At 62.5% G+C, this 23,596-nt stretch carries 28 protein-coding genes; 20 read left to right on the top strand and 8 right to left on the bottom strand.

Annotated elements, in window-relative coordinates; translation table 11 throughout:
* Positions 1-214: 214 nt before the first annotated feature.
* Positions 215-2,074, top strand: a complete 1,860-nt coding sequence (gene exaA / locus IDM28_RS10420; RefSeq protein WP_150572646.1) for a quinoprotein ethanol dehydrogenase — start codon at positions 215-217, stop codon at positions 2,072-2,074.
* Between the two features lie 97 nt (positions 2,075-2,171).
* The gene (locus tag IDM28_RS10415; RefSeq protein ID WP_150569347.1) at positions 2,172-2,816 is read left to right on the top strand and encodes a pentapeptide repeat-containing protein; all 645 of its coding nucleotides are present in this window, start codon (positions 2,172-2,174) and stop codon (positions 2,814-2,816) included.
* A 10-nt stretch (positions 2,817-2,826) separates the two neighbouring features.
* Here the strand turns inward: IDM28_RS10415 and IDM28_RS10410 are convergent, their stop codons facing one another.
* Positions 2,827-3,462: a response regulator transcription factor gene (locus IDM28_RS10410; RefSeq protein WP_150569348.1), complete on the bottom strand. Its 636-nt coding sequence runs from the start codon at positions 3,460-3,462 to the stop codon at positions 2,827-2,829.
* Between the two features lie 202 nt (positions 3,463-3,664).
* On the opposite strand from IDM28_RS10410, the gene IDM28_RS10405 reads away from it, so the two are divergent.
* From IDM28_RS10405 to IDM28_RS10350, 12 genes are all read left to right on the top strand, one after another.
* Positions 3,665-4,330, top strand: a complete 666-nt coding sequence (locus IDM28_RS10405; RefSeq protein ID WP_101319114.1) for a response regulator transcription factor — start codon at positions 3,665-3,667, stop codon at positions 4,328-4,330.
* Between the two features lie 533 nt (positions 4,331-4,863).
* Entirely contained in the window at positions 4,864-5,931 is a 1,068-nt protein-coding gene (locus IDM28_RS10400) for a 3-deoxy-7-phosphoheptulonate synthase (RefSeq protein WP_188035860.1), read from the top strand.
* Between the two features lie 141 nt (positions 5,932-6,072).
* On the top strand, positions 6,073-6,354 hold the full coding sequence (locus IDM28_RS10395) for a peptidylprolyl isomerase (RefSeq protein WP_101319110.1): 282 nt from the start codon (positions 6,073-6,075) through the stop codon (positions 6,352-6,354).
* A gap of 127 nt (positions 6,355-6,481) precedes the next feature.
* The gene (locus IDM28_RS10390) at positions 6,482-8,299 is read left to right on the top strand and encodes an extracellular solute-binding protein (RefSeq protein ID WP_188035859.1); all 1,818 of its coding nucleotides are present in this window, start codon (positions 6,482-6,484) and stop codon (positions 8,297-8,299) included.
* Complete coding sequence (locus IDM28_RS10385; protein ID WP_188035858.1) at positions 8,296-9,357, top strand: microcin C ABC transporter permease YejB; 1,062 nt, start codon at positions 8,296-8,298, stop codon at positions 9,355-9,357. The genes IDM28_RS10390 and IDM28_RS10385 overlap by 4 nt, the downstream gene beginning before the upstream one ends.
* Positions 9,357-10,373: an ABC transporter permease gene (locus IDM28_RS10380; RefSeq protein ID WP_188035857.1), complete on the top strand. Its 1,017-nt coding sequence runs from the start codon at positions 9,357-9,359 to the stop codon at positions 10,371-10,373. The genes IDM28_RS10385 and IDM28_RS10380 overlap by 1 nt, the downstream gene beginning before the upstream one ends.
* A 94-nt stretch (positions 10,374-10,467) precedes the next feature.
* Positions 10,468-11,538 carry an acyl-CoA dehydrogenase family protein gene (locus IDM28_RS10375; protein WP_262500054.1) on the top strand — a complete coding sequence of 357 codons (1,071 nt, stop codon included), beginning with the start codon at positions 10,468-10,470 and terminating at the stop codon, positions 11,536-11,538.
* On the top strand, positions 11,535-12,290 hold the full coding sequence (locus IDM28_RS10370) for a PIG-L deacetylase family protein (RefSeq protein WP_150569352.1): 756 nt from the start codon (positions 11,535-11,537) through the stop codon (positions 12,288-12,290). The genes IDM28_RS10375 and IDM28_RS10370 overlap by 4 nt, the downstream gene beginning before the upstream one ends.
* A complete protein-coding gene (locus IDM28_RS10365; RefSeq protein ID WP_101319100.1) occupies positions 12,287-12,886 on the top strand; it encodes a class I SAM-dependent methyltransferase in 600 nt (199 codons plus the stop codon). Before IDM28_RS10370 ends, IDM28_RS10365 begins: the two co-directional genes overlap by 4 nt.
* Complete coding sequence (locus IDM28_RS10360; RefSeq protein ID WP_101319098.1) at positions 12,883-13,545, top strand: glycosyltransferase; 663 nt, start codon at positions 12,883-12,885, stop codon at positions 13,543-13,545. Before IDM28_RS10365 ends, IDM28_RS10360 begins: the two co-directional genes overlap by 4 nt.
* Before the next feature lie 91 nt (positions 13,546-13,636).
* Positions 13,637-14,404, top strand: a complete 768-nt coding sequence (gene hbdH, locus IDM28_RS10355) for a 3-hydroxybutyrate dehydrogenase (RefSeq protein ID WP_188035856.1) — start codon at positions 13,637-13,639, stop codon at positions 14,402-14,404.
* A 74-nt stretch (positions 14,405-14,478) separates the two neighbouring features.
* A complete protein-coding gene (locus IDM28_RS10350; RefSeq protein WP_101319093.1) occupies positions 14,479-14,754 on the top strand; it encodes a peptidylprolyl isomerase in 276 nt (91 codons plus the stop codon).
* A gap of 21 nt (positions 14,755-14,775) precedes the next feature.
* Here the strand turns inward: IDM28_RS10350 and IDM28_RS10345 are convergent, their stop codons facing one another.
* A complete protein-coding gene (locus tag IDM28_RS10345; RefSeq protein WP_188035855.1) occupies positions 14,776-15,399 on the bottom strand; it encodes a LysE family translocator in 624 nt (207 codons plus the stop codon).
* Positions 15,400-15,534: 135 nt separating this feature from the next.
* On the opposite strand from IDM28_RS10345, the gene IDM28_RS10340 reads away from it, so the two are divergent.
* Together IDM28_RS10340 and IDM28_RS10335 are read left to right on the top strand one after the other, a co-directional pair.
* Entirely contained in the window at positions 15,535-16,353 is an 819-nt protein-coding gene (locus IDM28_RS10340) for an AraC family transcriptional regulator (protein WP_188035854.1), read from the top strand.
* Positions 16,354-16,427: 74 nt separating this feature from the next.
* Complete coding sequence (locus IDM28_RS10335; RefSeq protein WP_150569357.1) at positions 16,428-17,045, top strand: LysE family translocator; 618 nt, start codon at positions 16,428-16,430, stop codon at positions 17,043-17,045.
* Here the strand turns inward: IDM28_RS10335 and IDM28_RS10330 are convergent.
* Together IDM28_RS10330 and IDM28_RS10325 are read right to left on the bottom strand one after the other, a co-directional pair.
* On the bottom strand, positions 17,023-17,718 hold the full coding sequence (locus IDM28_RS10330; protein WP_150569358.1) for a metallophosphoesterase: 696 nt from the start codon (positions 17,716-17,718) through the stop codon (positions 17,023-17,025). The genes IDM28_RS10335 and IDM28_RS10330 overlap by 23 nt on opposite strands.
* A 5-nt stretch (positions 17,719-17,723) precedes the next feature.
* On the bottom strand, positions 17,724-18,239 hold the full coding sequence (locus IDM28_RS10325; RefSeq protein ID WP_188035853.1) for a DUF2867 domain-containing protein: 516 nt from the start codon (positions 18,237-18,239) through the stop codon (positions 17,724-17,726).
* Positions 18,240-18,326: 87 nt separating this feature from the next.
* Between IDM28_RS10325 and IDM28_RS10320 the strand changes: the two genes are divergently transcribed.
* Positions 18,327-19,076 carry a carbon-nitrogen hydrolase family protein gene (locus tag IDM28_RS10320; RefSeq protein ID WP_188035852.1) on the top strand — a complete coding sequence of 250 codons (750 nt, stop codon included), beginning with the start codon at positions 18,327-18,329 and terminating at the stop codon, positions 19,074-19,076.
* Here the strand turns inward: IDM28_RS10320 and IDM28_RS10315 are convergent.
* Entirely contained in the window at positions 19,073-19,573 is a 501-nt protein-coding gene (locus IDM28_RS10315; RefSeq protein WP_188035851.1) for a methylated-DNA--[protein]-cysteine S-methyltransferase, read from the bottom strand. The genes IDM28_RS10320 and IDM28_RS10315 overlap by 4 nt on opposite strands.
* Positions 19,574-19,697: 124 nt before the next feature.
* On the opposite strand from IDM28_RS10315, the gene IDM28_RS23835 reads away from it, so the two are divergent.
* Positions 19,698-19,832 (top strand): hypothetical protein, encoded by a 135-nt coding sequence (locus tag IDM28_RS23835; protein ID WP_256585737.1) that lies wholly within the window; start codon positions 19,698-19,700, stop codon positions 19,830-19,832.
* Between the two features lie 100 nt (positions 19,833-19,932).
* On the opposite strand, the gene IDM28_RS10310 is transcribed toward IDM28_RS23835, so the two are convergent.
* Both IDM28_RS10310 and IDM28_RS10305 read right to left on the bottom strand, forming a co-directional pair.
* Positions 19,933-20,229, bottom strand: coding sequence for a hypothetical protein (locus IDM28_RS10310; protein ID WP_150571959.1), 297 nt, complete (start codon positions 20,227-20,229; stop codon positions 19,933-19,935).
* A gap of 75 nt (positions 20,230-20,304) precedes the next feature.
* Positions 20,305-20,688, bottom strand: a complete 384-nt coding sequence (locus IDM28_RS10305; protein WP_188035850.1) for a hypothetical protein — start codon at positions 20,686-20,688, stop codon at positions 20,305-20,307.
* Between the two features lie 184 nt (positions 20,689-20,872).
* Between IDM28_RS10305 and alkB the strand changes: the two genes are divergently transcribed.
* Positions 20,873-21,517: a DNA oxidative demethylase AlkB gene (gene alkB, locus IDM28_RS10300; RefSeq protein WP_150569364.1), complete on the top strand. Its 645-nt coding sequence runs from the start codon at positions 20,873-20,875 to the stop codon at positions 21,515-21,517.
* 51 nt (positions 21,518-21,568) lie between these two features.
* On the opposite strand, the gene IDM28_RS10295 is transcribed toward alkB, so the two are convergent.
* Positions 21,569-22,894: a sigma-54 dependent transcriptional regulator gene (locus IDM28_RS10295; RefSeq protein ID WP_188035849.1), complete on the bottom strand. Its 1,326-nt coding sequence runs from the start codon at positions 22,892-22,894 to the stop codon at positions 21,569-21,571.
* 332 nt (positions 22,895-23,226) lie between these two features.
* Between IDM28_RS10295 and IDM28_RS10290 the strand changes: the two genes are divergently transcribed.
* Positions 23,227-23,493: a hypothetical protein gene (locus IDM28_RS10290; RefSeq protein ID WP_101319072.1), complete on the top strand. Its 267-nt coding sequence runs from the start codon at positions 23,227-23,229 to the stop codon at positions 23,491-23,493.
* Positions 23,494-23,596 lie beyond the last annotated feature (103 nt).

Raw genomic sequence — 23,596 nt, 5'->3', positions numbered from 1 at the left:
ACGGAGGCGGCCCGACCATCCTAGAAAGCCAGTGCCAGCGGCCACATGCTGCTTTGGGGGTCGCATCCTTATCCCTTGGTAGTAGCGCTTGCGGCGCAGTGCCAAATCATGTCCGGACTGGGAAGATTTCCCGCAGTGACCGGGACTTTTTCCGTATCTCGATCAGCGGCGGCGTTCCAGGCTAACCAGGCACAACCTCACTGGGAACTCCACCATGACAACAAGAACATCACCCGCCCTGCTTTCGCCTCTTTCTGCCGCCCTGCTCCTGGCCAGCCTGGCCTGCGGCGGCGCTGCCCAGGCCAAGCCGGTTACCTGGGAAGATATCGCCGACGACCACAAGACCACCGGTAACGTGCTGCAATACGGCATGGGCACCAACGCCCAGCGCTGGAGCCCACTGGCGCTGGTCAATGACCAGAACGTATTCAAACTGACCCCGGCCTGGTCGTTTTCTTTCGGTGACGAAAAGCAACGCGGTCAGGAATCCCAGGCCATCATCAATGACGGCGTGATCTACGTCACCGGCTCCTACTCGCGGGTATTTGCCCTCGACGCCAAGACCGGCAAGCGCCTGTGGACCTACAACCACCGCCTGCCGGACGACATCCGCCCCTGCTGTGACGTGGTCAACCGCGGCGCGGCCATCTACGGCGACAAGATCTTCTTCGGCACCCTCGATGCACGGGTGGTGGCGCTGAACAAGGACACCGGCAAGGTGGTCTGGAACAAGAAGTTCGGCGACCACAGCGCCGGCTACACCATGACCGGCGCGCCAACCCTGATCAAAGACCAGAAGAGCGGCAAGGTACTGCTGATTCACGGCAGCTCGGGCGATGAGTTCGGCGTGGTGGGTCAGCTGTATGCACGTGACCCGGACACCGGCGAAGAAGTCTGGATGCGACCGTTTGTCGAAGGCCACATGGGCCGCCTGAACGGCAAGGACAGCACCCCGACCGGCGACGTCAAAGCGCCGTCCTGGCCGGATGATCCAAGCTCGCCAACCGGCAAGGTCGAGGCCTGGAGCCACGGCGGCGGCGCTCCTTGGCAGAGCGCCAGCTTCGATGCCGAAACCAATACCATCATTGTTGGCGCCGGCAACCCTGGCCCGTGGAACACCTGGGCGCGCACCTCCAAGGACGGCAACCCGCACGACTACGACAGCCTGTACACCTCCGGCCAGGTCGGCGTCGACCCCACCACCGGTGAGGTCAAGTGGTTCTACCAGCACACGCCGAACGATGCCTGGGACTTCTCCGGCAACAACGAACTGGTTCTGTTCGATTACAAGGACAAGGACGGCAAGCAGTTCAAAGCCACCGCGCATGCTGACCGCAACGGCTTCTTCTACGTAGTCGACCGCACCAACGGCAAGTTGAAGAACGCCTTCCCGTTCGCCGACAACATCACCTGGGCCAGCCACATCGACCTCAAGACTGGGCGCCCGGTTGAAAACGAAGGGCAGCGTCCGGCCAAGCCTGAACCAGGCCAGACCAAGGGCAAGCCAGTCGAAGTTTCGCCGCCGTTCCTCGGTGGCAAGAACTGGAACCCGATGGCCTACAGCCAGGACACCGGGCTGTTCTACGTGCCGGCCAACCAGTGGAAAGAGGAATACTGGACCGAAGAGGTCAACTACAAGAAGGGCTCGGCGTACCTGGGCATGGGCTTCCGCATCAAACGCATGTATGACGACCACGTCGGCACCCTGCGCGCGATGGACCCAACCACCGGCAAGATGGTCTGGGAGCACAAGGAGCGCCTGCCGCTCTGGGCTGGCGTGCTGGCAACCAAAGGCAACCTGGTGTTCACCGGTACCGGCGACGGTTACTTCAAGGCGTTCAACGCCAAGACCGGCGAGGAGCTGTGGAAATTCCAGACCGGCAGCGGCATCGTCTCGCCGCCGATCACCTGGGACCAGGACGGTGAGCAGTACATCGGCGTAACCGTCGGCTACGGTGGCGCGGTACCGCTGTGGGGTGGCGACATGGCCGAGCTGACCAAACCTGTGGCACAGGGCGGCTCGTTCTGGGTGTTCAAGATCCCGGCCTGGGACAGCAAGACAGCCCAGCGCTGAGTTGCCTGGTTGCGGCCCCAACCAGCGCCTCGTACGCTGGTTGTGGCTGCGGCCAAGCGCCGTGAACGAGGGCCTTGCCCTCCTCTGAGGAGCCACCATGAACTACTTTCCCTTCGCGTTGATTCTGGCGCTCAGCCCGGTTGTTGCCGATGAACTGGGCGATGCCCCACTGACCATCAATGGCTGCGTGATCGCCGCCGAAAGCAAGTGCGCCAACGCCAACCTGCGCGGCGCCGACCTGAGCAATCAGGACCTGCGCAAGATCGACCTGTCTGGCGCCGACCTGCGCGAGGCCAACCTGCGCCATGCCCGGCTGGATCTGGCCAACCTGGAAAAAGCCGACCTGCGCGGCGCCAACCTGACCCGTGCCAGCCTGCAGCAAAGCAACCTGCGCCTGGCGCAACTGCAGAACGCAACACTGGTCGCGGTACAGGCCTGGGGCATGTACGGGCAAGGCGCCAATTTTGAGAATGCCGATTTGTCAGCGGCCTATCTGGAGTTCGCACGCCTGTCCGGGGCCAAACTGCACGGCGCCAAGCTGCAGGCGGCTGACCTTGAGATGACCTGGCTGAGCAAAGCCGACTTGAAGGGCGCAAGCCTGGCCGATGCCAACCTGCAGGAAGCCAAGCTTGGCGAAAGCAATCTGGAAAATGCTGATTTGCGCGGCACCCGTCAGCACTATGCGAATTTCCAGGACAGCAACATGGAAGGCTGCCAAGGCTGCCCGCAGACCTGGAAGTAAACCGGCCTGCTCAGGCGACCGCTTTGAGCAACCCTGCCTGCAGCGCCAGGTGGACCAGCTCCGCTTGGCTGCTGACGCGCAACTTGCTCTTGAGCAGGGTCAGGTGATTGGACACGGTCTTGCTGCTGATACACAGCTGGCTGGCAATGCTGCGCAACGCCGTGCCCTTGGCCAGCAGCAGGAAAATCTCGGCCTCGCGCGGCGTCAGGCCATGCAGACAGTCGGTCTCAGCCTGCGCGGGCTGACAGGCCAACGCGGTCGCCAAGCCCTGCTCGATATAGGCATGTCCGCTAAGGGCCTTGCGCACCGCCTCGACCAGTACCTCAGGGGTGACCTGCTTGGACAGAAAGCCGCAAGCCCCAGCCGCCAATGCCTGGCGCACCAGGCTCAGTTGCGCATGTTCACTGAGGAACAGCACGCGTAGCTGTGGCAAACGCTGGCGCAGACGGCGGGTGGTTTCCAGGCCACTGATGCCCGGCAGGTCGAAATCCATGATCACCAGCCCCGGCACCTGCGCCTGCACCATGGCCAGCGCCTGCTCGCCATCGCTGGCCTGCAGCAAGGGCATCTGCGGCAACGCCTGGGCCAGGGTCGCGGTAATGCCGGCGCGCAGCAACGGGTGGTCGTCTACCAGCAAAATGGCCATGCCTTGTGCCTCCTGTACAGTGCAGGCCTCCATGCTAGAAGCCCTGCCGCTGCCCAGACCTACTACTTTGGTACTGCTTCGCATGGCGATGGTCGCATTCACAAAGCCTTGCTACCGGCTCTTAATAGCGGCATAACGAGGGCTGCTGCCAAGCGAACTGCCCCTGCGTGCGAGCACACATACAACAATAAGGTGCACAGCCATGTACAAGATTCTCATCGCCGACGATCACCCATTGTTCCGCGAGGCCATGCACAACGTGATTGCCGATGGATTTCCAGGCAGCGAGGTAATGGAAACCGCCGACCTCGACAGCGCTTTGGCGATGACCTGCGAAAACGACGACCTCGACCTGATCCTGCTCGACCTAAACATGCCCGGCATGCACGGCCTGGGCGGTTTGATGAACCTGCGCAACGAGGCACCGACCATTCCGGTGGTAATCGTCTCGGCCGAGCAGGACAAGCAGGTGGTGCTCCAGGCCATTACCTATGGCGCGGTCGGCTTCATCACCAAGTCCTCGCCGCGGGCGCAGATGACCGACGCCATCGAGCAGATTCTCAACGGCAATGTCTACTTGCCACCGGACATCATCCGCACGCAGAAGCCCGGCACCCGCCGCGCGGTCAGCGAAGCGCAGAGCTTCGCCCCGGAGCTGCTGCAGGCGCTGACCCGCAAGCAACTGCTGGTACTTGAGCGGATGACCAAGGGCGAATCGAACAAGCAGATTGCCTACCACCTGGACATTGCCGAGACCACGGTCAAGGCTCACGTGTCGGCGATCCTGCGCAAGCTGAATGTGCACAACCGGGTGCAGGCGATCCTCAGCGCCGGCGATATCGACTTCACCGCCTACCTGCGGCGCTGAAATAAAAAAGCGCATTCAGCCATTGAATGCGCCGTTGCAGGTGCAGTAAGCTCGGACTCAATCACTGGAGTGCAACATGACCCACAGCCACCACCACACTGCCACCTGCACCGCACGCACTGCGCGCCGGCTGCTGGCTGTCGTGCCTGGTTCGGTCGTCTCCACCGTTTATTTTGGGTATTGGTTTAGCCACTAGGCGCCGCTGATACCCAACGGCGCCCACTCTTCGAGGGGCCGCCGAACATGAGAATACTCAACCCCCGGTCGGCTTCCCGACCGGGGGTTTTGCGTTTCCAGGCCTTTGAAAAACACCAAACATATCGAGGATTTCAACATGAACTACCGCACTTCCTACCGCGCAGCCACCTATACCTGGCGATTTAGCCAATCCCGTTCGGGCCAGCCTGCCGCCTCCGTTCGGTCGATTTCCGGTGGCGATGCCGCACAAGAACCGCATTTGACGATTTGTCGAACACCTCGATAGGGCCGACCACGCGGGCCTGAACCCGCTGTCCGCCCAGGGAAACAGAACTATGCAAGCCGCTACCCTCGCCCTGCCCCTGACCCAACCTGTTGCTGCCAACTCCGCTGTCAGCCAGCGCCTGCCCAGCCCGCACCTGCTCAAGCAGCAAATGCCACTCACGCCTGAACTTGCCCAGCAAGTGGAGCAGCACCGCCAAGCCGTCCGCGCCATTCTCGAAGGCCGCGACTCGCGCCTGCTGGTGATTGTTGGCCCGTGCTCGATTCATGACCCACGCTCAGCGCTGGAATACGCCGACCGCCTCGCTGCACTCAGCCGCAAGGTCGACGACAAGCTGCTGCTGGTGATGCGCGCCTATGTCGAAAAGCCGCGTACTACAGTCGGCTGGAAGGGCCTGGCCTACGACCCGCATCTGGACGGCAGCGACGACATGCACGCCGGTATCGCCCTGTCCCGTGGCTTGATGCTGAGCATGCTCGAACGCGGCTTGCCGATCGCCACCGAATTGCTCCAGCCGATGGCTGCCGGCTACTTCGATGACCTGCTCAGTTGGGCAGCGATTGGTGCACGCACCACCGAGTCGCAGATTCACCGCGAGATGGTCAGCGGTCTGCGGCTGCCGGTGGGGTTCAAGAACGGCACCGACGGCGGTATCACGGTTGCGACCGATGCCATGCGCAGCGCCGCCCATCCGCATCGGCACTTTGGCATGGACGCTCAGGGTCATCCGGCGATCATCGATACGCTGGGCAACGCAGACACCCACCTGGTCCTGCGCGGCGGCCATGATGGGCCTAACTACGATGCGCAGAGCATCGCTCGTGCGCGTCAGAGGCTGGCCAAGGCGGGGCTCGCTGCGCGCATCGTGGTCGACTGCAGCCATGCCAACAGCGGCAAGGACCCAGCTCGGCAGCCAGCCGTGTTCGACGATGTGCTGGCGCAGCGGCTGGCGGGGGATCAATCAGTGGTCGGCATGATGCTTGAAGGGCATCTGTACGATGGCTGCCAGGCCTTGGGCAAAGGCGACCTCGCCTACGGGGTATCGATCACCGACGGATGCCTTGGCTGGGAGGCCAGCGAGCGACTGTTGCAACGCTGCGCCATGCGCCTGCGTCAGTAGTACCCGGCGCGGACACGGCGCGCAGCAGCGGCAGCTGCGGCGCCCTGCAAACGGTGTTGGCTGCCAGCGACAGCAACCATGGCAGACAACCGCGTGTGGTTTGCGCTAGGCTTGCGGACTCATTCAAAAGGAGCATTTCCCATGGCCAAAGCCACCGCCCGCCACATCCTGGTCAGCAGCGAAGACAAGTGCAACGAGCTCAAAGCTCAGATCCAGGGCGGCGCTGATTTCGCTGAAGTCGCCAAGGCCAACTCCAGCTGCCCATCCAGCCGCCAAGGCGGTGATCTGGGTTCGTTTGGCCCAGGCCAGATGGTCAAGGAGTTCGACACCGTGGTCTTCAGCGCGCCGCTGAATGAAGTTCAAGGTCCGGTCAAGACCCAGTTCGGCTACCACCTGCTGGAAGTGACCAGCCGTCAGGACTGATCCAGTCTTGCCTGCCCGTCTCTGCAGTTTCGCTGCGGCGCCGGGCCTGGCTCGCGATGGCGACCGACCTGGCGCATGCCGGGGAGGCGCTATCGCGCGTATTGGGCGCTTTTGTCGTCCGGTGACAATGCTACTTACCGGTTGCCTTGTCACCTTCGCCCAGGCGGAGCCCAGGCACGCCCTTACGGTCTATGACGAAGCACCACGCTACCCCGACACCTTCCAGCATTTCGACTACGTCAACCCTGACGCCCCCAAAGGCGGCAGCCTGCGCCGCTCGGCGATGGAGATTGGCCAGTTCGACCATGTCCTGCCCTATATCGACCAAGGCACCGGCGTCAGCGAAGTCGACGGTTGGCTGTATGCGCCACTGGCAGTACGTTCGTTCGACGAGCCCTACACGGTCTACGGCCTGATTGCTCGGCGTATGGAACGCGGGCCGGACGACGCCTGGTTGCGCTTCGAGATCGATCCCCGCGCGACGTTCGCCGACGGCAAACCCGTCCGCGCAGAAGACGTGCGCTTTACCTATGAGCTGTTGTTGAGCAAAGGCAGCCTGAAGTTTCGCACGCAGTTTGCCGAGGTTGCGGCGGTTGTCATAGAGGGCCCGCGGACTGTCCGCTTCGACTTCAAACAACCCCATGGGCGCACCTTGGCGCTGGACCTGGCCACGTTGCCGGTACTGCCGGAGCACGACTGGCAGCAGCGCGACTTCGCCACGGGTGCCGGCTTCGGCAAACCGCTGGGCAGCGGCCCGTACCGCATCGGCAAGATCGACAATGGCCGCAGCATCACCTTCGAGCGCGACCCGAACTGGTGGGCGAAGGACCTGCCGGTCAACCGTGGCCGCTACAATTTCGAACGCATGCGCATCGAGTTCTTTGGCGATACCGAGGTCGCCCGGCAGGTGCTGCGTGGTGGCGGTTTTGACTATAACCGCGAGTTCTCGGCCACCGCCTACACCCTCGGTTACAACGGCGCGCAGCTGGACGACGGTCGTTTGCAGCGCGCGCACCTGGGCCCAGCCAAGCCGCAGGTGGCCCAAGGTTTTGTATTCAACCTCGACCAGTCGATGTTCAAGGATCGCCGTACACGCCAGGCGCTGGCCATGCTCTGGGATTTCGAGTGGAGCAACCGGCAGATGATGCGCGGCATGTACATCCGCCAGCAGAGCATCTTCGCCAACACGCCGCTGGCTGCCCGGGAGTTGCCGGATGCGCAAGAGTTGGAGTTGCTTGAGCCGCTACGCGGTCGCGTGCCGGACGAGGTCTTTACGCAGGTGTTCACCGCGCCGGTGACCGATGCTTCAGGGATCATCCGCCAGCAACAACTTCAGGCACTGGCACTGCTACAAGCTGCCGGCTGGCGGCCGCTTGGTGACCGCCTGGTCAACGCCGAGGGCCAGCCGTTCGAGTTCACCTTTCTCAACGGCCAGGCAGGGCTTGAGCGCATGCTGCTGCCGTGGAAGCGCAACCTGGCGCAAATCGGCGTCACCTTGAACATTCGCAACGTCGACGCGGCGCAATACGTCAACCGGCTGATGGCGCGCGACTACGACATGATCGTCACCGGCTATCCGGTGACCCTCTCGCCCGGCAGCGAACTGTTCAACTACTTCGGCTCGGCGGCCGCCAACGACCCAGGTTCGAACAACCTGATGGTGCTCAAGGACCCCGCCGTGGATAGCCTGCTGGCTGGGCTGGTGCAGGCCGACAGCCAGGTCAGCATGCGCCGTTACGCGCATGCACTGGACCGGGTGATGCAATGGAATTACTACTGGATCCCCAACTACTACCCGCCCGGCAGCTCCACGGTATGGTGGAACCGCTTTGGCCGGCCCAAGGTCCAGGCCGCCTATGATGAAGGCCTGGATACCTGGTGGGAGATCAGCCCGACCGCACTGACCAATGAGCAGATGGCCGAACGGCTGAAGGCTTCGCCATGACCGCTTATATCCTGCGCCGCTTGATGCTGATCATCCCAACCCTGCTGGCCATTCTGCTGGTCAACTTCGCCATCGTTCAGGCCGCGCCTGGCGGGCCGGTCGAACAGGCGGTAGCGCGCTTGCAGGGTATCGGCGGTGGCAGTACGCCAGGCGCCGGCAGCGAAGTGGTTCATGCACAGTCCCGGGCCACCCGTGGCCTGGATCCGAAACTGATCGAGGAGATCAAGCACCAGTACGGCTTCGACAAGACTGCCCCCGAGCGGCTTTGGCTGATGCTGGGTCAGTACGCCCGGCTGGATTTTGGCAACAGTTTCTTTCGCGGGGCAAAGGTTACCGATCTGATCGTGGAGAAGCTGCCGGTGACCTTGTCGCTGGGCTTCTGGGCGACCTTGATCACTTACCTGGTGTCGATCCCCCTGGGCATCCGCAAGGCCGTGCGCCACGGTAGCCGCTTCGATGCCTGGAGCAGCGCGCTGATCGTGATCGGCTACGCCCTGCCCTCATTCTTGTTCGCCTTGCTGTTGATCGTGTTGTTTGCCGGTGGCACCTCGTTGAACTGGTTCCCGGTGCGCGGGCTGGTTTCCGAGGACTTCGATCAGTTGAGTGTGCTGGGCAAGGTCGCCGACTACTTCTGGCATCTGGTATTACCTGTAGGCGCCTTGGTGATCGGCGGTTTCGCCACGCTTACCCTGCTGACCAAGAATGCGTTTCTCGAAGAAATCTCTCGTCAATACGTGGTGACTGCTCGCGCCAAAGGCCTGAGCGAGCGGCGGGTGCTCTACGGGCATGTGCTGCGCAATGCCATGCTGCTGGTAGTGGCCGGCATACCCCAGGCGCTGATCACGGTGTTTTTCGCCGGATCCCTGCTGATCGAAGTGATCTTCTCGCTCGATGGCCTGGGCCGCATGAGTTATGAAGCAGCGGTCTCGCGGGATTATCCGGTGGTGTTCGGCACGCTGTTCATCTTCACCCTGGCCGGGCTGCTGATTCGCCTGATCGGTGACCTCTGCTACACCGTACTGGACCCGCGGATCGACTTCGACGGGAGGGCGCACTGATGCTCTCGCCCGTCACCCTGCGCCGCCTGCAACGCTTTCGCCGCAACCGCCGCGGCTGGCTTGCCCTGTGGCTGTTTGCCAGCCTGCTGGTGCTGACCCTGGGCGCCGAGCTGGTCGCCAACGACAAGCCGCTGCTGCTCGGCTTCAAGGGCGAGTTGTATGTACCGGCCCTCAAGCGCTACACCGAGCAGCAGTTTGGCGGTCAGTTACCGTTCCAGCCAGACTATCGCAGCCAATATGTGCGTCAGCTGATCGAGGATCAGGGCGGCTGGATGCTGTTTGCGCCGATCCCGTTCAGTGCCGACACCCCCAACTACGATCTGCAGGTACCCACCCCCAGCCCACCCTCCGCGAGCAATTGGCTGGGTACCGATGATCAAGGCCGGGACGTGCTCGCGCGGGTGCTGTACGGCGCTCGCGTGTCACTGCTGTTCGCGTTCGCCTTGACCGCCATCAGCGTGCTGATTGGCGTATCTGCCGGCGCTTTGCAGGGCTATTACGGCGGCTGGGTCGATTTGCTTGGCCAGCGCCTGCTGGAAGTCTGGTCCGGCCTGCCGGTGCTGTACCTGTTGATCATTCTCAGCGGTTTCGTCGAACCGGATTTCTGGTGGTTGCTGGGGATCATGGCGCTGTTTTCCTGGCTGGCGCTGGTCGACGTGGTGCGTGCCGAGTTTCTCCGCGGGCGCAACCTCGAATACGTCAAGGCGGCACGTGCGCTCGGCCTGACGGACATGCAGGTGATGCTGCGCCATGTTCTGCCCAATGCCATGAATGCGACCCTGACCTACGTCCCGTTCATGCTCACCGGGGCGATCACCACCCTGACGGCACTGGACTTCCTCGGTTTCGGCATGCCTGCCGGCAGCGCGTCGCTGGGTGAACTGGTGACCCAGGGCAAGCAACATCTGCAAGCGCCATGGTTGGGCTTTACCGCATTTTTTGCCTTGGCGTTGATCCTGTCGTTGCTGGTGTTCATCGGCGATGCGCTGCGCGAGGCATTCGACCCGCGTGCTTAAGCCCGGCACAACTGTCCGCGCCGCGAATCGATTGAACTCTGGACTGCTCCGCCCTCTCCCACTCTAGAGACTTGTCGATTGTCCTGGAGCCATCATGGAGAAGCCCCTGCAGGCGTGCCTGAGTAAGGAAACTGCTGGCCAGCCGCAACATCAGTTACCGCCACTACTGCAGACATTCGCCGAGCGACCGCTACAGGTGAGTGTGGACACTCACCTGCCCGAGCTGATGCACACACTGCAAGCGGCACAGCTCGACCAACTGCCATTGCCCGGCCATGGCCAGACGCTTCAACGTTGGCGGATGCTGGCGCAGATTGGCGGCTGCGACCTGACCCTGGCCAAACTTTACGAAGGCCATACCGATGCCCTGGCGATTTTGGCCGAATGCGGTGCTGCGCGGCTTGCCGGCAATGGCCTATGGGCGGTGTGGGCTGCAGAGCCCCCGGATGCCCGCACGCTGATCAATTCGCGCAGCGGCGAGCAGGTGCGCCTCGCGGGCCGCAAAGCCTGGTGCTCCGGCGCGCTGCAGGTCGACCATGCCCTGATCACTGCCTGGGCCAACGATGACCAGCCGCAACTGGTAGCCATCGATCTGCGCCAGCCTGGCCTGCGGATTGAGCCGGAAAAGTGGCAGGCGGTCGGCATGGCTGCCACAGCCAGCGCCGACATCGTCTTCGACGGAGCTATTGGCGTTGCCGTCGGCAAGCCTGGGCAGTACCTCGCCCGCCCTGGCTTCTGGCAGGGCGGTGGCGGCATTGCCGCTTGTTGGTATGGCGCCGCCGAAGCGCTGGCGGGGTATCTACACCAGCAGCGGCGCAAGCCACGCCCGGACCCCCACGGTGATGCCCATCTCGGCGCCGTTGACGCATCGTTGTGCGCCGCCCGGGCCGCGCTGCACGAGTGCGCCGCCTGGATTGATCAACATCCGCAGGCAGACGCCAGTTTGCCGGTGCGCCGCGTACGCGCCCAGGTCGAGCAGGCAGCAGAGTGCGTCATTCATCATGTGGGCCGCGCCCTTGGTGCGACGCCGTTCTGCCGTGATAGCCACTTCGCCCGGCTCAGCGCCGACTTGCCCGTTTACCTGCGCCAGAGCCACGCCGAGCGGGACCTGGCAACCCTTGGACAACAGCTGGCACAACAGCCAGCAGGAGCCTGGCAGCTATGACCGAAAACTTGATCCAGGCCAGCACCGGCACCGCCTGGGCAGACTGGCAGCACTCTGCGCACCTGGCCCGCAGCAAGTGGATCGACGCTGACACGCTGTGCCCGCCCGGTCGCCGGTTGGTCCTGCTGGCGCCGCACCCAGACGACGAAATCCTCATGGCCGGAGGGCTGCTGGCCGGCTTTCAGGGCCGTGAGGAGGATCTGGTGCTGGTATCGGTAACCGATGGCGAGGGCAGTCATCCGGACTCCGCCCAGTGGAGCGAGCACCGGCTGCGCCGGCAGCGGCCGCTTGAAAGCCGCCACGCCTTGCAGCAGCTGGATCTGGACCTGAACAAGCTGGACTGGCGCCGGTTGAATCTGAAAGACGGTGCCGTGCGCCGCGACGAGGCATTTCTGGTCAACCATCTCAATCAATTGCTCAAGCCGGGTGACCTGCTCATGGCCACCTGGCGCAACGACGGCCACTGCGACCACGAAGCCGTAGGCCGCGCCGCCGCGCAGGCGGCTCAGGCGCGCAGCGCGCAATTGGCTGAGGTGCCGGTATGGGCCTGGCACTGGGCTGAACCGGATGATCCACGCCTACCGTGGTCACGCGCGCACCGCTACCCGCTCGACGACTTGCGCCAAACCCGCAAGCGCAAAGCCATCGGCGCCTATTCAAGCCAACTGGAGGCCGATGACGGCCAGCCGCCGGTGCTGCCGCAACATTTGCTCGACTGCCTGCTGCAACCTTTCGAATTGGTGTTTCTATGAGCGTTGATTCGCAGTATTTCGCCGACCTGTACGCCGGTAATGATGACCCATGGGCATTCCGCAGCCGCTGGTATGAACGGCGCAAGCGCGAGCTTCTGGTCGCCAGCCTGCCGCGCCAGCGCTATGAGCGCGCATTCGAACCTGCCTGCGCCAACGGCGAGCTGAGTGTGCTGCTGGCTGAGCGCTGCGCGGAGCTGGTGTGCCAGGACCTTGATCCGACCGCCGTCGAGTTGGCCCGCCAGCGCACAGCCGATATGGCCCATGTCAGCGTCGAGCGCGGGCGCTTGCCGGGTGACTGGCCAGCTGAGCGTTTCGATCTGATTGTCCTGAGCGAGGTTGGCTACTACCTGGACCCTACCGACTGGTTGCAGGTGCTTGAACAAGCGGTAGCCAGCCTGGACGATGACGGTGGCCTGATCCTTTGCCACTGGCTACACCCGATTGCCGGATGCCCGCAGAACGGCCGCCAGGTGCACGCGATGCTCGCCAGGCATCTACCGTTGTACGCCCAGTTTCGCCATGAGGAGGCCGACTTCCTGCTCGAGTACTGGTCATGTCAGCCCCGCGTGGTCGATGTCGACGAGAGGTGCGCATGATTGCCGTGATCATCCCCGCCCATAACGAGGCGCGCCGCCTTGGCCGCTGCCTGAAGTCAGTCAATGCCGCCGCCGCGCTGGCACGCGAGGCCGGGCATCAGGTAGAAGTGCTGGTGGTGCTGGATCGCTGCACCGACAGTAGCGCAGCCATTGCCCGCCGTCATCAGGTGGAGACGCTGAGCGTCGGCGCGGGCAGCGTCGGTGCCGCGCGCCAGGCGGGCGCGGCACTGATGCTGGAGCGCGGCGCAACCTGGCTGGCGTGCACTGACGCCGACAGCCGCGTGCCCGGCCACTGGCTGTTGTCGCAACTGGCCTGCGAAGCGCAGGCAGTCTGCGGCACGGTGCATATCGAGCGCTGGCAGCCGTGGCAGACGGCAGCGCTGCGCAAGTTGTACCTCAGCCGCTATGAAGCTCGTGAGGGCCACCGGCATATTCATGGGGCCAACCTTGGCATCTGCGCGAGAGCCTATACCCTGGCTGGCGGCTTCGCTCCGCTGGCCGCCCATGAAGACGTGCACCTGGTGCGGGCGCTTGAGGCTCAAGGCGCACAGATAGTCTGGACCGCCAGGCACAGCGTAGCCACCAGCAGCCGCCGTGACAGCCGTGCACGCGAGGGTTTTGGCGATTATCTAGCCGGGCTGGAAACCGTAACTGGCTAGTGCGGGGCAGGCATCTGCAGAGGCGGAAGTGCTACCCTCAAATTCCTCGCCGAGGCGCCCTCCACAAACGCCAGCACTCCAGGAGCTTTGCATGTCTCTACAAGGTAAAACTGCACTGGTCACCGGTTCCACCAGCGGCATCGGCCTGGGCATTGCCAAGGTGCTGGCCGGCGCAGGTGCCAATATCGTTCTCAACGGTTTTGGCGATGCAAGCGCTGCCCTTGCCGAAATCAATCAGCACGGCGTGCAAGTCGCCCATCATCCGGCTGACCTCTCTGACATCGCCCAGCTCGAAGAGCTGTTCGCGTTTGCCGAGCGCTTTGGCGGCGTCGACATTCTCGTCAACAATGCCGGTATCCAGCATGTCGCCCAGGTCGAGCAGTTCCCCGCCGAGAGCTGGGACAAGATCATCGCCTTGAACCTCTCCGCAGTGTTCCATGGCACCCGCCTGGTGTTGCCGGGCATGCGTGAGCGCAACTGGGGGCGGATCATCAATATCGCCTCGGTGCATGGCCTGGTGGGCTCGGTCGGCAAATCGGCCTACGTGGCAGCCAAGCACGGGGTGATCGGCCTGACCAAGGTGGTTGGCCTGGAAACCGCCGCCAGCAACGTCACCTGCAATGCCATCTGCCCAGGCTTCGTGCTCACCCCTCTGGTGCAAAAGCAGATTGACGATCGCATCGCGGCAGGTGTCGATCCGGCGCAGGCACAGCACGATCTGCTGGCCGAGAAGCAGCCTTCAGGCGCGTTCGTCACCCCTGCGCATCTGGGTGAGCTGGTGGTGTTCCTGTGCAGCGAAGCCGGCAGCCAGGTCCGTGGCGCTGCGTGGAACGTGGATGGCGGCTGGCTCGCCCAGTAACCGTCGAGCGGCCTGCCGTACGCGCCGCGATCAGGCATAATGGCCGCCTTTTTTTCCCGGTACGCAGGTGTCCCATGAAAGCTCAAGCCCGCCATATTCTGGTCAAGACCGCCGCTGAAGCCGAGCAGCTCAAGCAGCGTATCGCCAAGGGCGAGGCGTTTGACGTGCTGGCCAAGAAGTTTTCAACCTGCCCCTCTGCCAAGCGCGGCGGCGACCTGGGCGAAGTGCGCCCCGGGCAGATGGTCGGCGCGATTGACCAGGTGATCTTCAAGAAAGCCGTGCGCGAAATCCACGGCCCGATCAAATCCAAGTTTGGTTATCACCTGGTCCAGGTGGTCTACCGCGACTGAGATCAGAGGGCGCTGGCGCCGCTAGCGTCGTGCTGCCAACAATCCCAGGCCGGCGCAGCCCAGCAGCGAGGCACTGATCCGGTTGAACAACCGCCGAGGCCGCGGCTGGTTGAACCAGCGCTGCAGATAGGCACCGAGTGCGCCATAGATGGCGATGGCTGCCCATTCCAGCAACAGGAACCACACGCCCAACCAAAGGAACTGCTCGCCTACCGGCGTGGGACTGTCGGTGCTGACGAATTGCGGCAAAAACGCGGTGAACAGCAATATGGCTTTAGGATTGCCCGCCGCCACCCAGAACTCCTGCCGGGCCAGCCGCCAGATCCCGCGAGGCTCGCCGCTTCCCAAAGCAGCCTCACCCACCGGCGCCCGCCACAGCTGCCAGGCGATATAGAACAGGTAGCCCGCCCCGATCAACTTGATGGTCAGAAACAGCCAGGCGCTGGTATGCAGCACCACAGCGAGGCCCATCGCCGCCAGGGCGATCATGCCGCTGAACGCCAGAATTCGGCCGGCTCCGGCCAGGCAGGCAGTATGCAGGCCATAACGGCTGGCGTTATGCAGTGACAGCAGGTTGTTCGGTCCGGGCGCCATGTTCAGGGCAAAGCAGGCGGGAATGAATAGCAGCAGGCTCGAAAGGTCCATTGTTGTTCTCCTTGATTACCTGCGCAGCCTCGCCCTGCTCTGGCTTAGGGTCAAGCACAGTCACGCGGCAAATGGCCGACACAGTACCGAGCAGGTAGACTCGCAGGTCTGCACAGCAACTCAGACAGGCCACTGATGCACACCGCAAGCAGCGAAATCTGGCACGACCCGGCGTTGCCCTTCGTCGAGAGCAGACGCGCCTGTCATAGCCGTGCCTGTTACAAGGCACACAGCCATCCGACCTTCTCGATTGGCGCGGTCGATGCCGGTTTCAGCCGCTTCAGCGGTGCCGGTGCAGGCCAGCAACGCTTGAGCCCGGGCGCTCTGGTACTGGTGCCCGCGCAGCGGGTGCATGCGTGCAACCCTGAATCCGGGCAGGCCTGGAGTTATCAGATGGTGCACATCGATGCGCAGTGGCTAAGTCAGTTGCGCGCAGAATCCGGCGTCGTCGCAGGCGACCGTGGCGGACCGGCAAGAATCAGCCGCTGCCCGCAGGCCTATCGACAGTTTTGTCAGTTGAATACGCTGCTGTTCTCCGCCGCCGCGCCGCTGCACAAAGAGGCTGCGCTGGTGCAATTCATGGCCGAGCACGACTTCTCAGCGTATGCGCCCTCTCCGACAGCCCCTGCACCGTCCTTGAGCGGTGCCGCCCTTGTCGACGTTATCGCGGCTATCGACCAGGCCGAGTTGGCTGAGCTCAGTCTGGCCTCTCTCGCAGCCCTAGCCGGGCTTGGACGTTATCAGCTGATCCGCGCATTCCAGGCGGCCACCGGCCTGACCCCGCACGCCTACCTGCTCAATGCGCGGGTCAATCGGGCACGGCAGTGCCTACGCCAAGGCCTGCCGTTGGCAGAAGTCGCCTATAAACTGGGCTTTGCCGACCAGAGCCATTTTCAGCGAGTATTCAAGGCGCATGCCGGCACAACGCCGGGGCGCTATCGCCTGATGCGCTGACTGCAATATTGTTCAATACGCTGTCCCGGGCGGGCCGCAGAATTGCGCCTCCAATGCCTGAGTAGTGCCGCCCCATGGAGCAATTTCTGATAGTCGCCAGCGCCCACTTCCTCGCGCTGCTGTCACCCGGCCCTGACTTCTTTCTGGTTGCGCGCAGCTCGATCAAAGCCGGCTGGCGGGTAGCCAGCGGCGCCTGCCTGGGTATCGCCCTGGCCAACGGCGTGTTTATCGGTGCAGCGTTTACCGGGGTATCGGTGCTCAAGGACGGCAGTGCACTGTTTATCGCGCTGCAAATCGCAGGCTGCGCCTACTTGCTGTACATCGGCGGACTGTTCCTGCGCCATGCCGGCGAAAGCAGCTTTGAGGTCGAAAGCGAACCCGTGCAGGCCGCGCAAGGCTGGTTGAGGTGCCTGCTGATGGGCTTTGCTTCGGCCATTCTCAACCCGAAAAACGCACTGTTCTACGTAAGCCTGGCAAGCATGCTCGCCAGTACCAGCACCGCGTGGAAACTTGCCTATGCCAGCTGGATGTTCGGTGTGGTGTTGCTGTGGGACCTGCTGGTCGCCTGCGCCATTGGCAACCGCCGCGTGCTTAGCCGCTTCATCCACGCCTTGCCATGGCTGGAACGTGCCTCAGGGGCACTGCTGATTCTGCTCGCCAGCGCCGTGCTCATTCACTTGTGGCGGGGCTGAGCAGGACCAACCGCTGCATATCCAGCAGGCTGAAATGCCCCTTGTTCCAGCCACCGGTATCCAGGTGCCAGACATTGCCCAGCTGTTTTACCTGCAGCACCGAGGTATGCCCCACCAGTAGCGCTCTCAAGCCCTCTACCGTATGCGTATCGCCCTCGCGCAAACGCCGCCGCGACCATTGGCAGATCTCGCGGACGCGCGGGTCATCCTCGCCCAACAGGCTGGTACGTAACTGTGACCATTCATTGAATGGGCTATCGGCATGCACCAGGCCGATCTGCCCGTCTACGGTGGCCACCTGCAGGGCCAGCGGCAGGGTAACGAAAACACTGGCATAGCGCTGCTGCTCAGCACTGGGCAAATCGAGAAACCAGCCGCCGCCTGCCGCGCGGTACATATCCAGATCCAGCGGGTCGCCGCACAGGTAACTCACCGCCAGCGCTTCGTGGTTGCCCTGCACTGCATGGAACCAAGGCTGCGCCAGCCACTCCAGCGCCTCTTCACTGTGCGGTCCACGATCAACCAGATCGCCGACGCTGAACAGGCGATCAACCTGCGGATCGAACGCCACCTCGTCCAGGCACTGCTGCAAACGCGGAAAATGACCGTGGATATCGCCAACTGCCAAGTCCCTGCCCAGTTCATTGGCGGCTACCTGCTGGAAACGCTGCATTGCAACTACCCCTTTCGCAAACGACGCAAGGCAATCGGTGCTATCAGCCGGTGAAACGGCGCCACGGGCAACATATACAGACGTCCCAACAGGTTGTGGGTTCGCACCACGGTGCTAACCAGTACCTCACACTGCCCGGGCTGTGCCGACGGTCGACGCAACAAGGCTACATGCACATCCAGATGGCGATCGCTGTCGACCAGCAGCACCTCATCATCAGTATTGGCCAGTAGCGTAAAAATGCCCACCCGCTGCCCTGCTTCATAGCTGCCCGGAGAGCGCTGCGAATTGACTGCCCTGAGCCGGCCCAGATCCTTGAGCCCCACCAGGCGGACCAGCCAATTGCGCAGCACCATCAAATTGTCGATCCAGCGCGGCATGCCGCGCATCATCTGCAGGTAATGCGCCATCGCCGGCAGCCCATGGTCCACGAGCGTGATCGACTGACAATGACTAAAGCTGGCCTGCTGGGCGCTGGGCCAGATCAGTGAATCAGGTGGAATAGCTGCGTGCTGGCTCATCTCGTCTCCGTCCGTGGATCCCACTGGCGTGGGTGATTGCTCCGATAGTATCCTCGGTGGTTCAGCGGCGTCATCCAGGGATTGGTCATGAAACTGTGTGCAGTACAACTGGCAGCGCTCAAGGGTGACCTGGCTGGCAACCTGCGTCGACACCTGTACTGCATCGAGCAGGCGGCACGTGCCGGCGCGCAATTAGTGGTGTTTCCGGAGTTATCCCTGAGCGGCTACGAGCCCGCCCTCGCCCAAGCGCTGGCGCAAACCGCAGACTCGGTCTGGCTAGAGCCGGTGCAAACGCTGTGTGACCAGCTTGGAGTAAGCGTGGCCTTGGGCTTGCCGCTGCAGGCCGCAAGTGGCGTGCAGATCGGTATGCCGATTCTGCGCCCTGCGAAACCTGCACTGGTGTACGCGAAACAGCGCTTGCATGCCGACGAGATGGAGTTCTTTACTGCAGGGGACAATCCGTTGGTGTTCACTGCAGGTGAGCTGCGGGTCGCTCCGGCGATCTGCTATGAGTCGATGTTTGTTGAGCATGCGATGCAGGCTCGCGAAGACGGCGCAGAGGTATATCTGGTCAGCGTAGCCAAATCAGCCAAAGGCATCCGTGAAGGGTTTGCCCATTATCCCGCCGTTGCCAGCCGGCTGAGCATGCCTGTATTGCTGGCCAACTGCGTGGGCCCGGCGGACAACTTTACTGGCGCCGGCTGCTCGGCAGCCTGGGACAGCCAGGGCCGGCTGCTGGCAGCGCTGGATGAGCACAGCGAAGGCCTGATCATGCTCGACACCACAAGTGCCAGCGCCGCGGTAATTGAGTTGGCTGAGCTGTCTGGCGGCCGTTAAAAATCCAGCACCAGGCTCTGGCGCCCTTCCAGGGCCAGCAAAAACTGCTTGGCCTGCAAGCCGCCGGCAAACCCGGTCAGACTACCCGAGGCGCCAATCACCCGGTGGCACGGCGCGATGATCGACAGGGGATTGCGCCCATTGGCCGCGCCGACTGCGCGCACCGCACTCGGCTTGCCGATCTGTCGGGCAATGTCGCCGTAGCTGCGGGTTTCGCCAAACGGGATGGTCAGCAACGCCGCCCACACCTCACGCTGAAACGCGGTGCCGGCAAAGTCCAGCTCAAGCTCGAAGTGGCGCCGCTGACCGGCGAAATACTCACCCAACTGCAGCGCGGTCTGCTGCAGCAGCGGATGCTTGTCATCACGCAGCAGCTCACTCAAACGCACCCGGTTTGCGCGCTCCTGCTCCCACAGTACCGCAGCCAGGCGGTCATCGCGGGCGACCAGGGTGAGCACGCCAACGGGCGACGGCATGAGCGTGAATGAACTGGGCATAAGGCGGACCATGAACAAAGAATCAACAGCTTACTGCAATCGATGCCGAGCTAATCAAATTGAATTGTTGCGCGGGTGTGCCAGTCGATAATCATGAGCAAAGTAATCTGAAGAGGTAACAGCGATGACTATCGAAGCAGAGACACTCACCCAGCTCACCGATGTCCTGGCCCAGCAGGGGCTGACCCGTCTGGTCCAGGTTCGGTTTACACGCACCCCGTACCGGTGCAATCACAAGTGGGTCTGCGAAGTGCGCTGACGGCCTTTGCTACCCGCTGGTTTGGAGCGCATAGCTCGCGCTGAGGAGGGTCAGGTCGTGCGAAGGGCGATTGGTGAACCCTTGTGGCAACCCTCACGATCTAATCTTCTTCGGCTATTTCGCATATGCCATTCGCCCCGCCTTTGCCGGTATAGGAAATACTCGGCGTACCATCAGGGCTGATCGATAACGATACGGTCACACCGCCGCCTTTGGCCTCGAAGTAATTGTCATTGATCTTCTTCAACTTGGCTTCTTTGCCATTGATGAACAACGGCCCGCCTTCATCGGTATGAACCTCGAGGTTGCCCGGGCAGGTAGCGTTCACCATCGGGATCTCAGCGTTGGCGACGCCGGCCAGCGATACCAATGCGATGATGCTCAATACTCGTTTCATCGTTTACCTCCAAGCGCGGCCTCACCGCCAGTTCATCAGCAATAGCCCAGTTTGGCCTGAACTGCCAGCGCCGGATCAAGGCGCAGACTTGGCCGGCCTTGACTCCATGTAAGCTTGCACGCACATGGCTTTGGCTTTTTGCACGAAGTCTTCCAGGTCCTTGCGTCGCTCTTGCTCGGTATCGCGCACAGGATAAGCCAACACTTGCCTGGACAGGATGTCGCGCAGGGTATAAGTCGCGGCTGTCGGCGGCCGATACTCATCAGTGCCGTAGTAAGGCGGCTCGTTCGACTGCCGTCCGAGCATGATTGCCCCTGCGTCCATGGCGTAGTCATCGCAATGGCTGATTTCTTCGCGTTGGAAGACGATTTTGTCACCGTCTTTGGTCCAGGCTTGAGCAGACCCGCTCCCCAGCAGACAGGTACAGCTCAACATGGCGGCCAGCAGCTTGTCGATCATGGTGATCCTTCACACAAAACCAGTAGGTTATCAGTTGCCCAAGCCCGTTTGCAGACGTCTTGACGTTGTCTGGCAGGAGCTCCGCCGAGCGGACCAGCGCGACATGGCGTGCACCCTGCCGTTAGTATGGGTTGCATCGCTAGGTACACCTGAACCCAAACCAACGACGCCAAGCCTTAGCCAGATGATCCAGTCCGACCTCGACCTGTTCGGCCCATCCCCGCAGCGCCTAGCTGCGCAGACGGTCCTGCTTCCAGGTTTTGTACTGCCTCAGGTCGAAACCCTGCTGGACGACCTGCGGCCAATCCTGCGCGCAGCCCCGTTTCGGCACATGCGCACCCCAGGTGGCCAGGCCATGGCCGTCGCGCTCACCAACTGCGGCTCGCTTGGCTGGGTCAGTGACCAGCAAGGCTACCGCTACAGCCCGCACGACCCGCTAACCCAACAGCCCTGGCCAGCCCTGCCTGAGAGCTTCTTGCTGGTCGCCCGTAACGCGGCTGAAACCGCTGGCTTCGATAATTTCACCCCCGATGCCTGCCTGATCAACCACTACCTTGCCGACACCAAGCTGAGCCTGCACCAGGACCACGACGAAAATGACTTTGCCCATCCAATCGTGTCCATCTCGCTAGGGTTGCCGGCGGTGTTTCTGTTCGGCGGGATGCAACGCAAGGACCCGACCCAGCGCATCACCCTCAATCACGGTGACGTACTGGTATGGGGCGGCGAAGACCGCCTGCGCTTTCACGGGGTAATGCCGGTCAAGCCCGGCACCCACCCACGGATGGGCGCACGCCGGATAAACCTCACCCTGCGCCGGGCGGGTTAACTGGCCCAGTTCAATGTCCAAGGGCAGCAGGAAAGCAATTGCACGTCCCAATCAACGGATCTGGTGTTTGTGCAAGAGTCGATAGAAGGTGGGTCGAGAGATGCCCAGCACCTTGGCGGCGATACTCAGATTGTCCGAATGCCGGTTGAGCACATCGCACAAGGCCTGGCGCTCAGCACGGTGCTTGTAATCCTCCAGCGTCGCCAGCGGCTGCTCCTCGGGGACCAGCACCTGCAAACCCAGATCCTGCGCCTCGATCTGCCGGCCCTCGGCCAACACCAGCCCACGCCTGACCCGATTGGCCAGCTCGCGCACGTTGCCCGGCCACTCATGCCGGCCCATCGCAGCCAGCGCACTGTCGCTGAACGAGCGCGGCCTGCGCCCGGTCTCCAGGCTGTAAAACTGGGCAAAATGGCTGGCCAGCATCGACAGATCACCGTGCCGATCGCGCAGCGGCGCAGTGACCACCTGCAGCACGTTGAGCCGGTAATACAGGTCTTCGCGAAACTTGCCGCGCTCGATGGCTTGCTCAAGGTCCACATGGGTAGCAGCCAATACCCGCACATCAACGGGGATCAGTTGATCGCCGCCAACGCGCTCGATGTGCTTTTCCTGCAGAAAACGCAGCAGATTGGCCTGCAGCTCAAGCGGCAGATCGCCAATTTCATCGAGGAACAGGGTCCCACCGTTGGCTGCCTCAATGCGCCCGACTTTACGCTGGTGCGCGCCGGTGAATGCACCCTTCTCGTGGCCAAACAGCTCGGACTGGATCAGATGTTCAGGGATCGCCCCGCAGTTGATCGCGATAAACGGCTTATCGTGCCGCTGCGACTGACGGTGCAGAGTCCGCGCGACAAGCTCCTTGCCGGTACCGCTCTCGCCGCGGATGAGTACTGGCGACTCGGTCGGTGCCAGCTTGCCGAGCAGCTTGCGCAGCTCGCGTATCGGCCGGCTGTCACCCAGCAGTTCATGCTCGGGCTTGTTCACCTGCACTGCGCCCTTGCCACGCAGGCGGGCCATGCCGAAGGCGCGGCCGAGGGTTACCTGCACGCGGGAAACGTCGAACGGCAAGGTATGAAAGTCAAAAAACCACTCGCAGACAAAGTCGCCAACGTTCTGCGCACGCAGTTGCTCGGCATTGAGCACGGCGATCCATTCGGTATTGCTGCGCTTGATCATGTCCTTGACCGCATCAGGCGCCTGCAGGTGCGACGCTTGCAGGCGCAGTACGCCAACATCGCAAGGATGCTCAAGCGCCGCCGCCAGGGTGCAGCTGTGCACGTCCCAACCGGCACCGCGCAGGCCCGGTAACAGACGGTGGCAGTCGTCGCACGGGTCGACGATCAACAGGCGACGTTGCGCTGCAGCTTCGAGCATGACCGTTCCTTGGCGCCAATTGTTGGTTTTTTAAGTAGAAACAATACGTTGCAGCGCCCGAATTAACAGTAGCAACGAACTCCAACTTACCCAGTACCGTTGGTCTGCCGGATGCCCGCTGCCAACTCCGCTACACGCGGGCTTTTACAAAGTGTTGCCGTCTGAGCCGGGCAGCTGAGCGGATTCGAGTATTTGCAAAAAAAATTCATCAAGGCTGTGACTTCATCCTACCCAGCGAGCATCAGTATCCATAACCCCGCGCTATTTACCTTGGCACCTTTGATACAGCGCGGACTTACTTTCGCTGTTTGGGACCATAGAGAGACCGAACCATGAATGCCCCGCTCCGTGTCAACGAAGCACTGCTGATTGCCGACCACGCCTTCGAACCCTTCCAGTGCGTTGCCTGGGATGCACCCAACGGTACTGGTGAACTGAGCCTGGCAGTGATCGACCGGACCAACACCCGTATCGGCAGCAAGCAAGTCTCCTCGCGTATTTATTCAGACCCGGCGCAATGGGCCAGCCTGATCGAGGAAGTGCGCGCCGAACTGTGTCAGAAGGGTTATGACTTGCAACCTTGGTCGATGCCCAAGTAAGCATTTGTTCATGCTAAAAGTGCGTGCCTGGCGCGCACTTTTAGCAACTCGCACTGTGCCTTGATGGCAACTCTCTCGTTAGCGCGACATCCTGTCGCAGCCG

Source organism: Pseudomonas sp. EZ-C24, assembly GCF_014525325.1.
Lineage (GTDB): Bacteria > Pseudomonadota > Gammaproteobacteria > Pseudomonadales > Pseudomonadaceae > Aquipseudomonas > Aquipseudomonas shirazensis.
This window is presented reverse-complemented; position numbering and strand designations above follow the sequence as displayed.

Bases quoted from the DNA above. Each gene is read 5' to 3' on its own strand.
- exaA (WP_150572646.1), top strand. From the start codon at position 215: ATGACAACAAGAACATCACCCGCCCTGCTTTCGCCTCTTTCTGCCGCC.
- IDM28_RS10415 (WP_150569347.1), top strand. From the start codon at position 2,172: ATGAACTACTTTCCCTTCGCGTTGATTCTGGCGCTCAGCCCGGTTGTT.
- IDM28_RS10410 (WP_150569348.1), bottom strand. From the start codon at position 3,462: ATGGCCATTTTGCTGGTAGACGACCACCCGTTGCTGCGCGCCGGCATT.
- IDM28_RS10405 (WP_101319114.1), top strand. From the start codon at position 3,665: ATGTACAAGATTCTCATCGCCGACGATCACCCATTGTTCCGCGAGGCC.
- IDM28_RS10400 (WP_188035860.1), top strand. From the start codon at position 4,864: ATGCAAGCCGCTACCCTCGCCCTGCCCCTGACCCAACCTGTTGCTGCC.
- IDM28_RS10395 (WP_101319110.1), top strand. From the start codon at position 6,073: ATGGCCAAAGCCACCGCCCGCCACATCCTGGTCAGCAGCGAAGACAAG.
- IDM28_RS10390 (WP_188035859.1), top strand. From the start codon at position 6,482: ATGCTACTTACCGGTTGCCTTGTCACCTTCGCCCAGGCGGAGCCCAGG.
- IDM28_RS10385 (WP_188035858.1), top strand. From the start codon at position 8,296: ATGACCGCTTATATCCTGCGCCGCTTGATGCTGATCATCCCAACCCTG.
- IDM28_RS10380 (WP_188035857.1), top strand. From the start codon at position 9,357: ATGCTCTCGCCCGTCACCCTGCGCCGCCTGCAACGCTTTCGCCGCAAC.
- IDM28_RS10375 (WP_262500054.1), top strand. From the start codon at position 10,468: ATGGAGAAGCCCCTGCAGGCGTGCCTGAGTAAGGAAACTGCTGGCCAG.
- IDM28_RS10370 (WP_150569352.1), top strand. From the start codon at position 11,535: ATGACCGAAAACTTGATCCAGGCCAGCACCGGCACCGCCTGGGCAGAC.
- IDM28_RS10365 (WP_101319100.1), top strand. From the start codon at position 12,287: ATGAGCGTTGATTCGCAGTATTTCGCCGACCTGTACGCCGGTAATGAT.
- IDM28_RS10360 (WP_101319098.1), top strand. From the start codon at position 12,883: ATGATTGCCGTGATCATCCCCGCCCATAACGAGGCGCGCCGCCTTGGC.
- hbdH (WP_188035856.1), top strand. From the start codon at position 13,637: ATGTCTCTACAAGGTAAAACTGCACTGGTCACCGGTTCCACCAGCGGC.
- IDM28_RS10350 (WP_101319093.1), top strand. From the start codon at position 14,479: ATGAAAGCTCAAGCCCGCCATATTCTGGTCAAGACCGCCGCTGAAGCC.
- IDM28_RS10345 (WP_188035855.1), bottom strand. From the start codon at position 15,399: ATGGACCTTTCGAGCCTGCTGCTATTCATTCCCGCCTGCTTTGCCCTG.
- IDM28_RS10340 (WP_188035854.1), top strand. From the start codon at position 15,535: ATGCACACCGCAAGCAGCGAAATCTGGCACGACCCGGCGTTGCCCTTC.
- IDM28_RS10335 (WP_150569357.1), top strand. From the start codon at position 16,428: ATGGAGCAATTTCTGATAGTCGCCAGCGCCCACTTCCTCGCGCTGCTG.
- IDM28_RS10330 (WP_150569358.1), bottom strand. From the start codon at position 17,718: ATGCAGCGTTTCCAGCAGGTAGCCGCCAATGAACTGGGCAGGGACTTG.
- IDM28_RS10325 (WP_188035853.1), bottom strand. From the start codon at position 18,239: ATGAGCCAGCACGCAGCTATTCCACCTGATTCACTGATCTGGCCCAGC.
- IDM28_RS10320 (WP_188035852.1), top strand. From the start codon at position 18,327: ATGAAACTGTGTGCAGTACAACTGGCAGCGCTCAAGGGTGACCTGGCT.
- IDM28_RS10315 (WP_188035851.1), bottom strand. From the start codon at position 19,573: ATGCCCAGTTCATTCACGCTCATGCCGTCGCCCGTTGGCGTGCTCACC.
- IDM28_RS23835 (WP_256585737.1), top strand. From the start codon at position 19,698: ATGACTATCGAAGCAGAGACACTCACCCAGCTCACCGATGTCCTGGCC.
- IDM28_RS10310 (WP_150571959.1), bottom strand. From the start codon at position 20,229: ATGAAACGAGTATTGAGCATCATCGCATTGGTATCGCTGGCCGGCGTC.
- IDM28_RS10305 (WP_188035850.1), bottom strand. From the start codon at position 20,688: ATGATCGACAAGCTGCTGGCCGCCATGTTGAGCTGTACCTGTCTGCTG.
- alkB (WP_150569364.1), top strand. From the start codon at position 20,873: ATGATCCAGTCCGACCTCGACCTGTTCGGCCCATCCCCGCAGCGCCTA.
- IDM28_RS10295 (WP_188035849.1), bottom strand. From the start codon at position 22,894: ATGCTCGAAGCTGCAGCGCAACGTCGCCTGTTGATCGTCGACCCGTGC.
- IDM28_RS10290 (WP_101319072.1), top strand. From the start codon at position 23,227: ATGAATGCCCCGCTCCGTGTCAACGAAGCACTGCTGATTGCCGACCAC.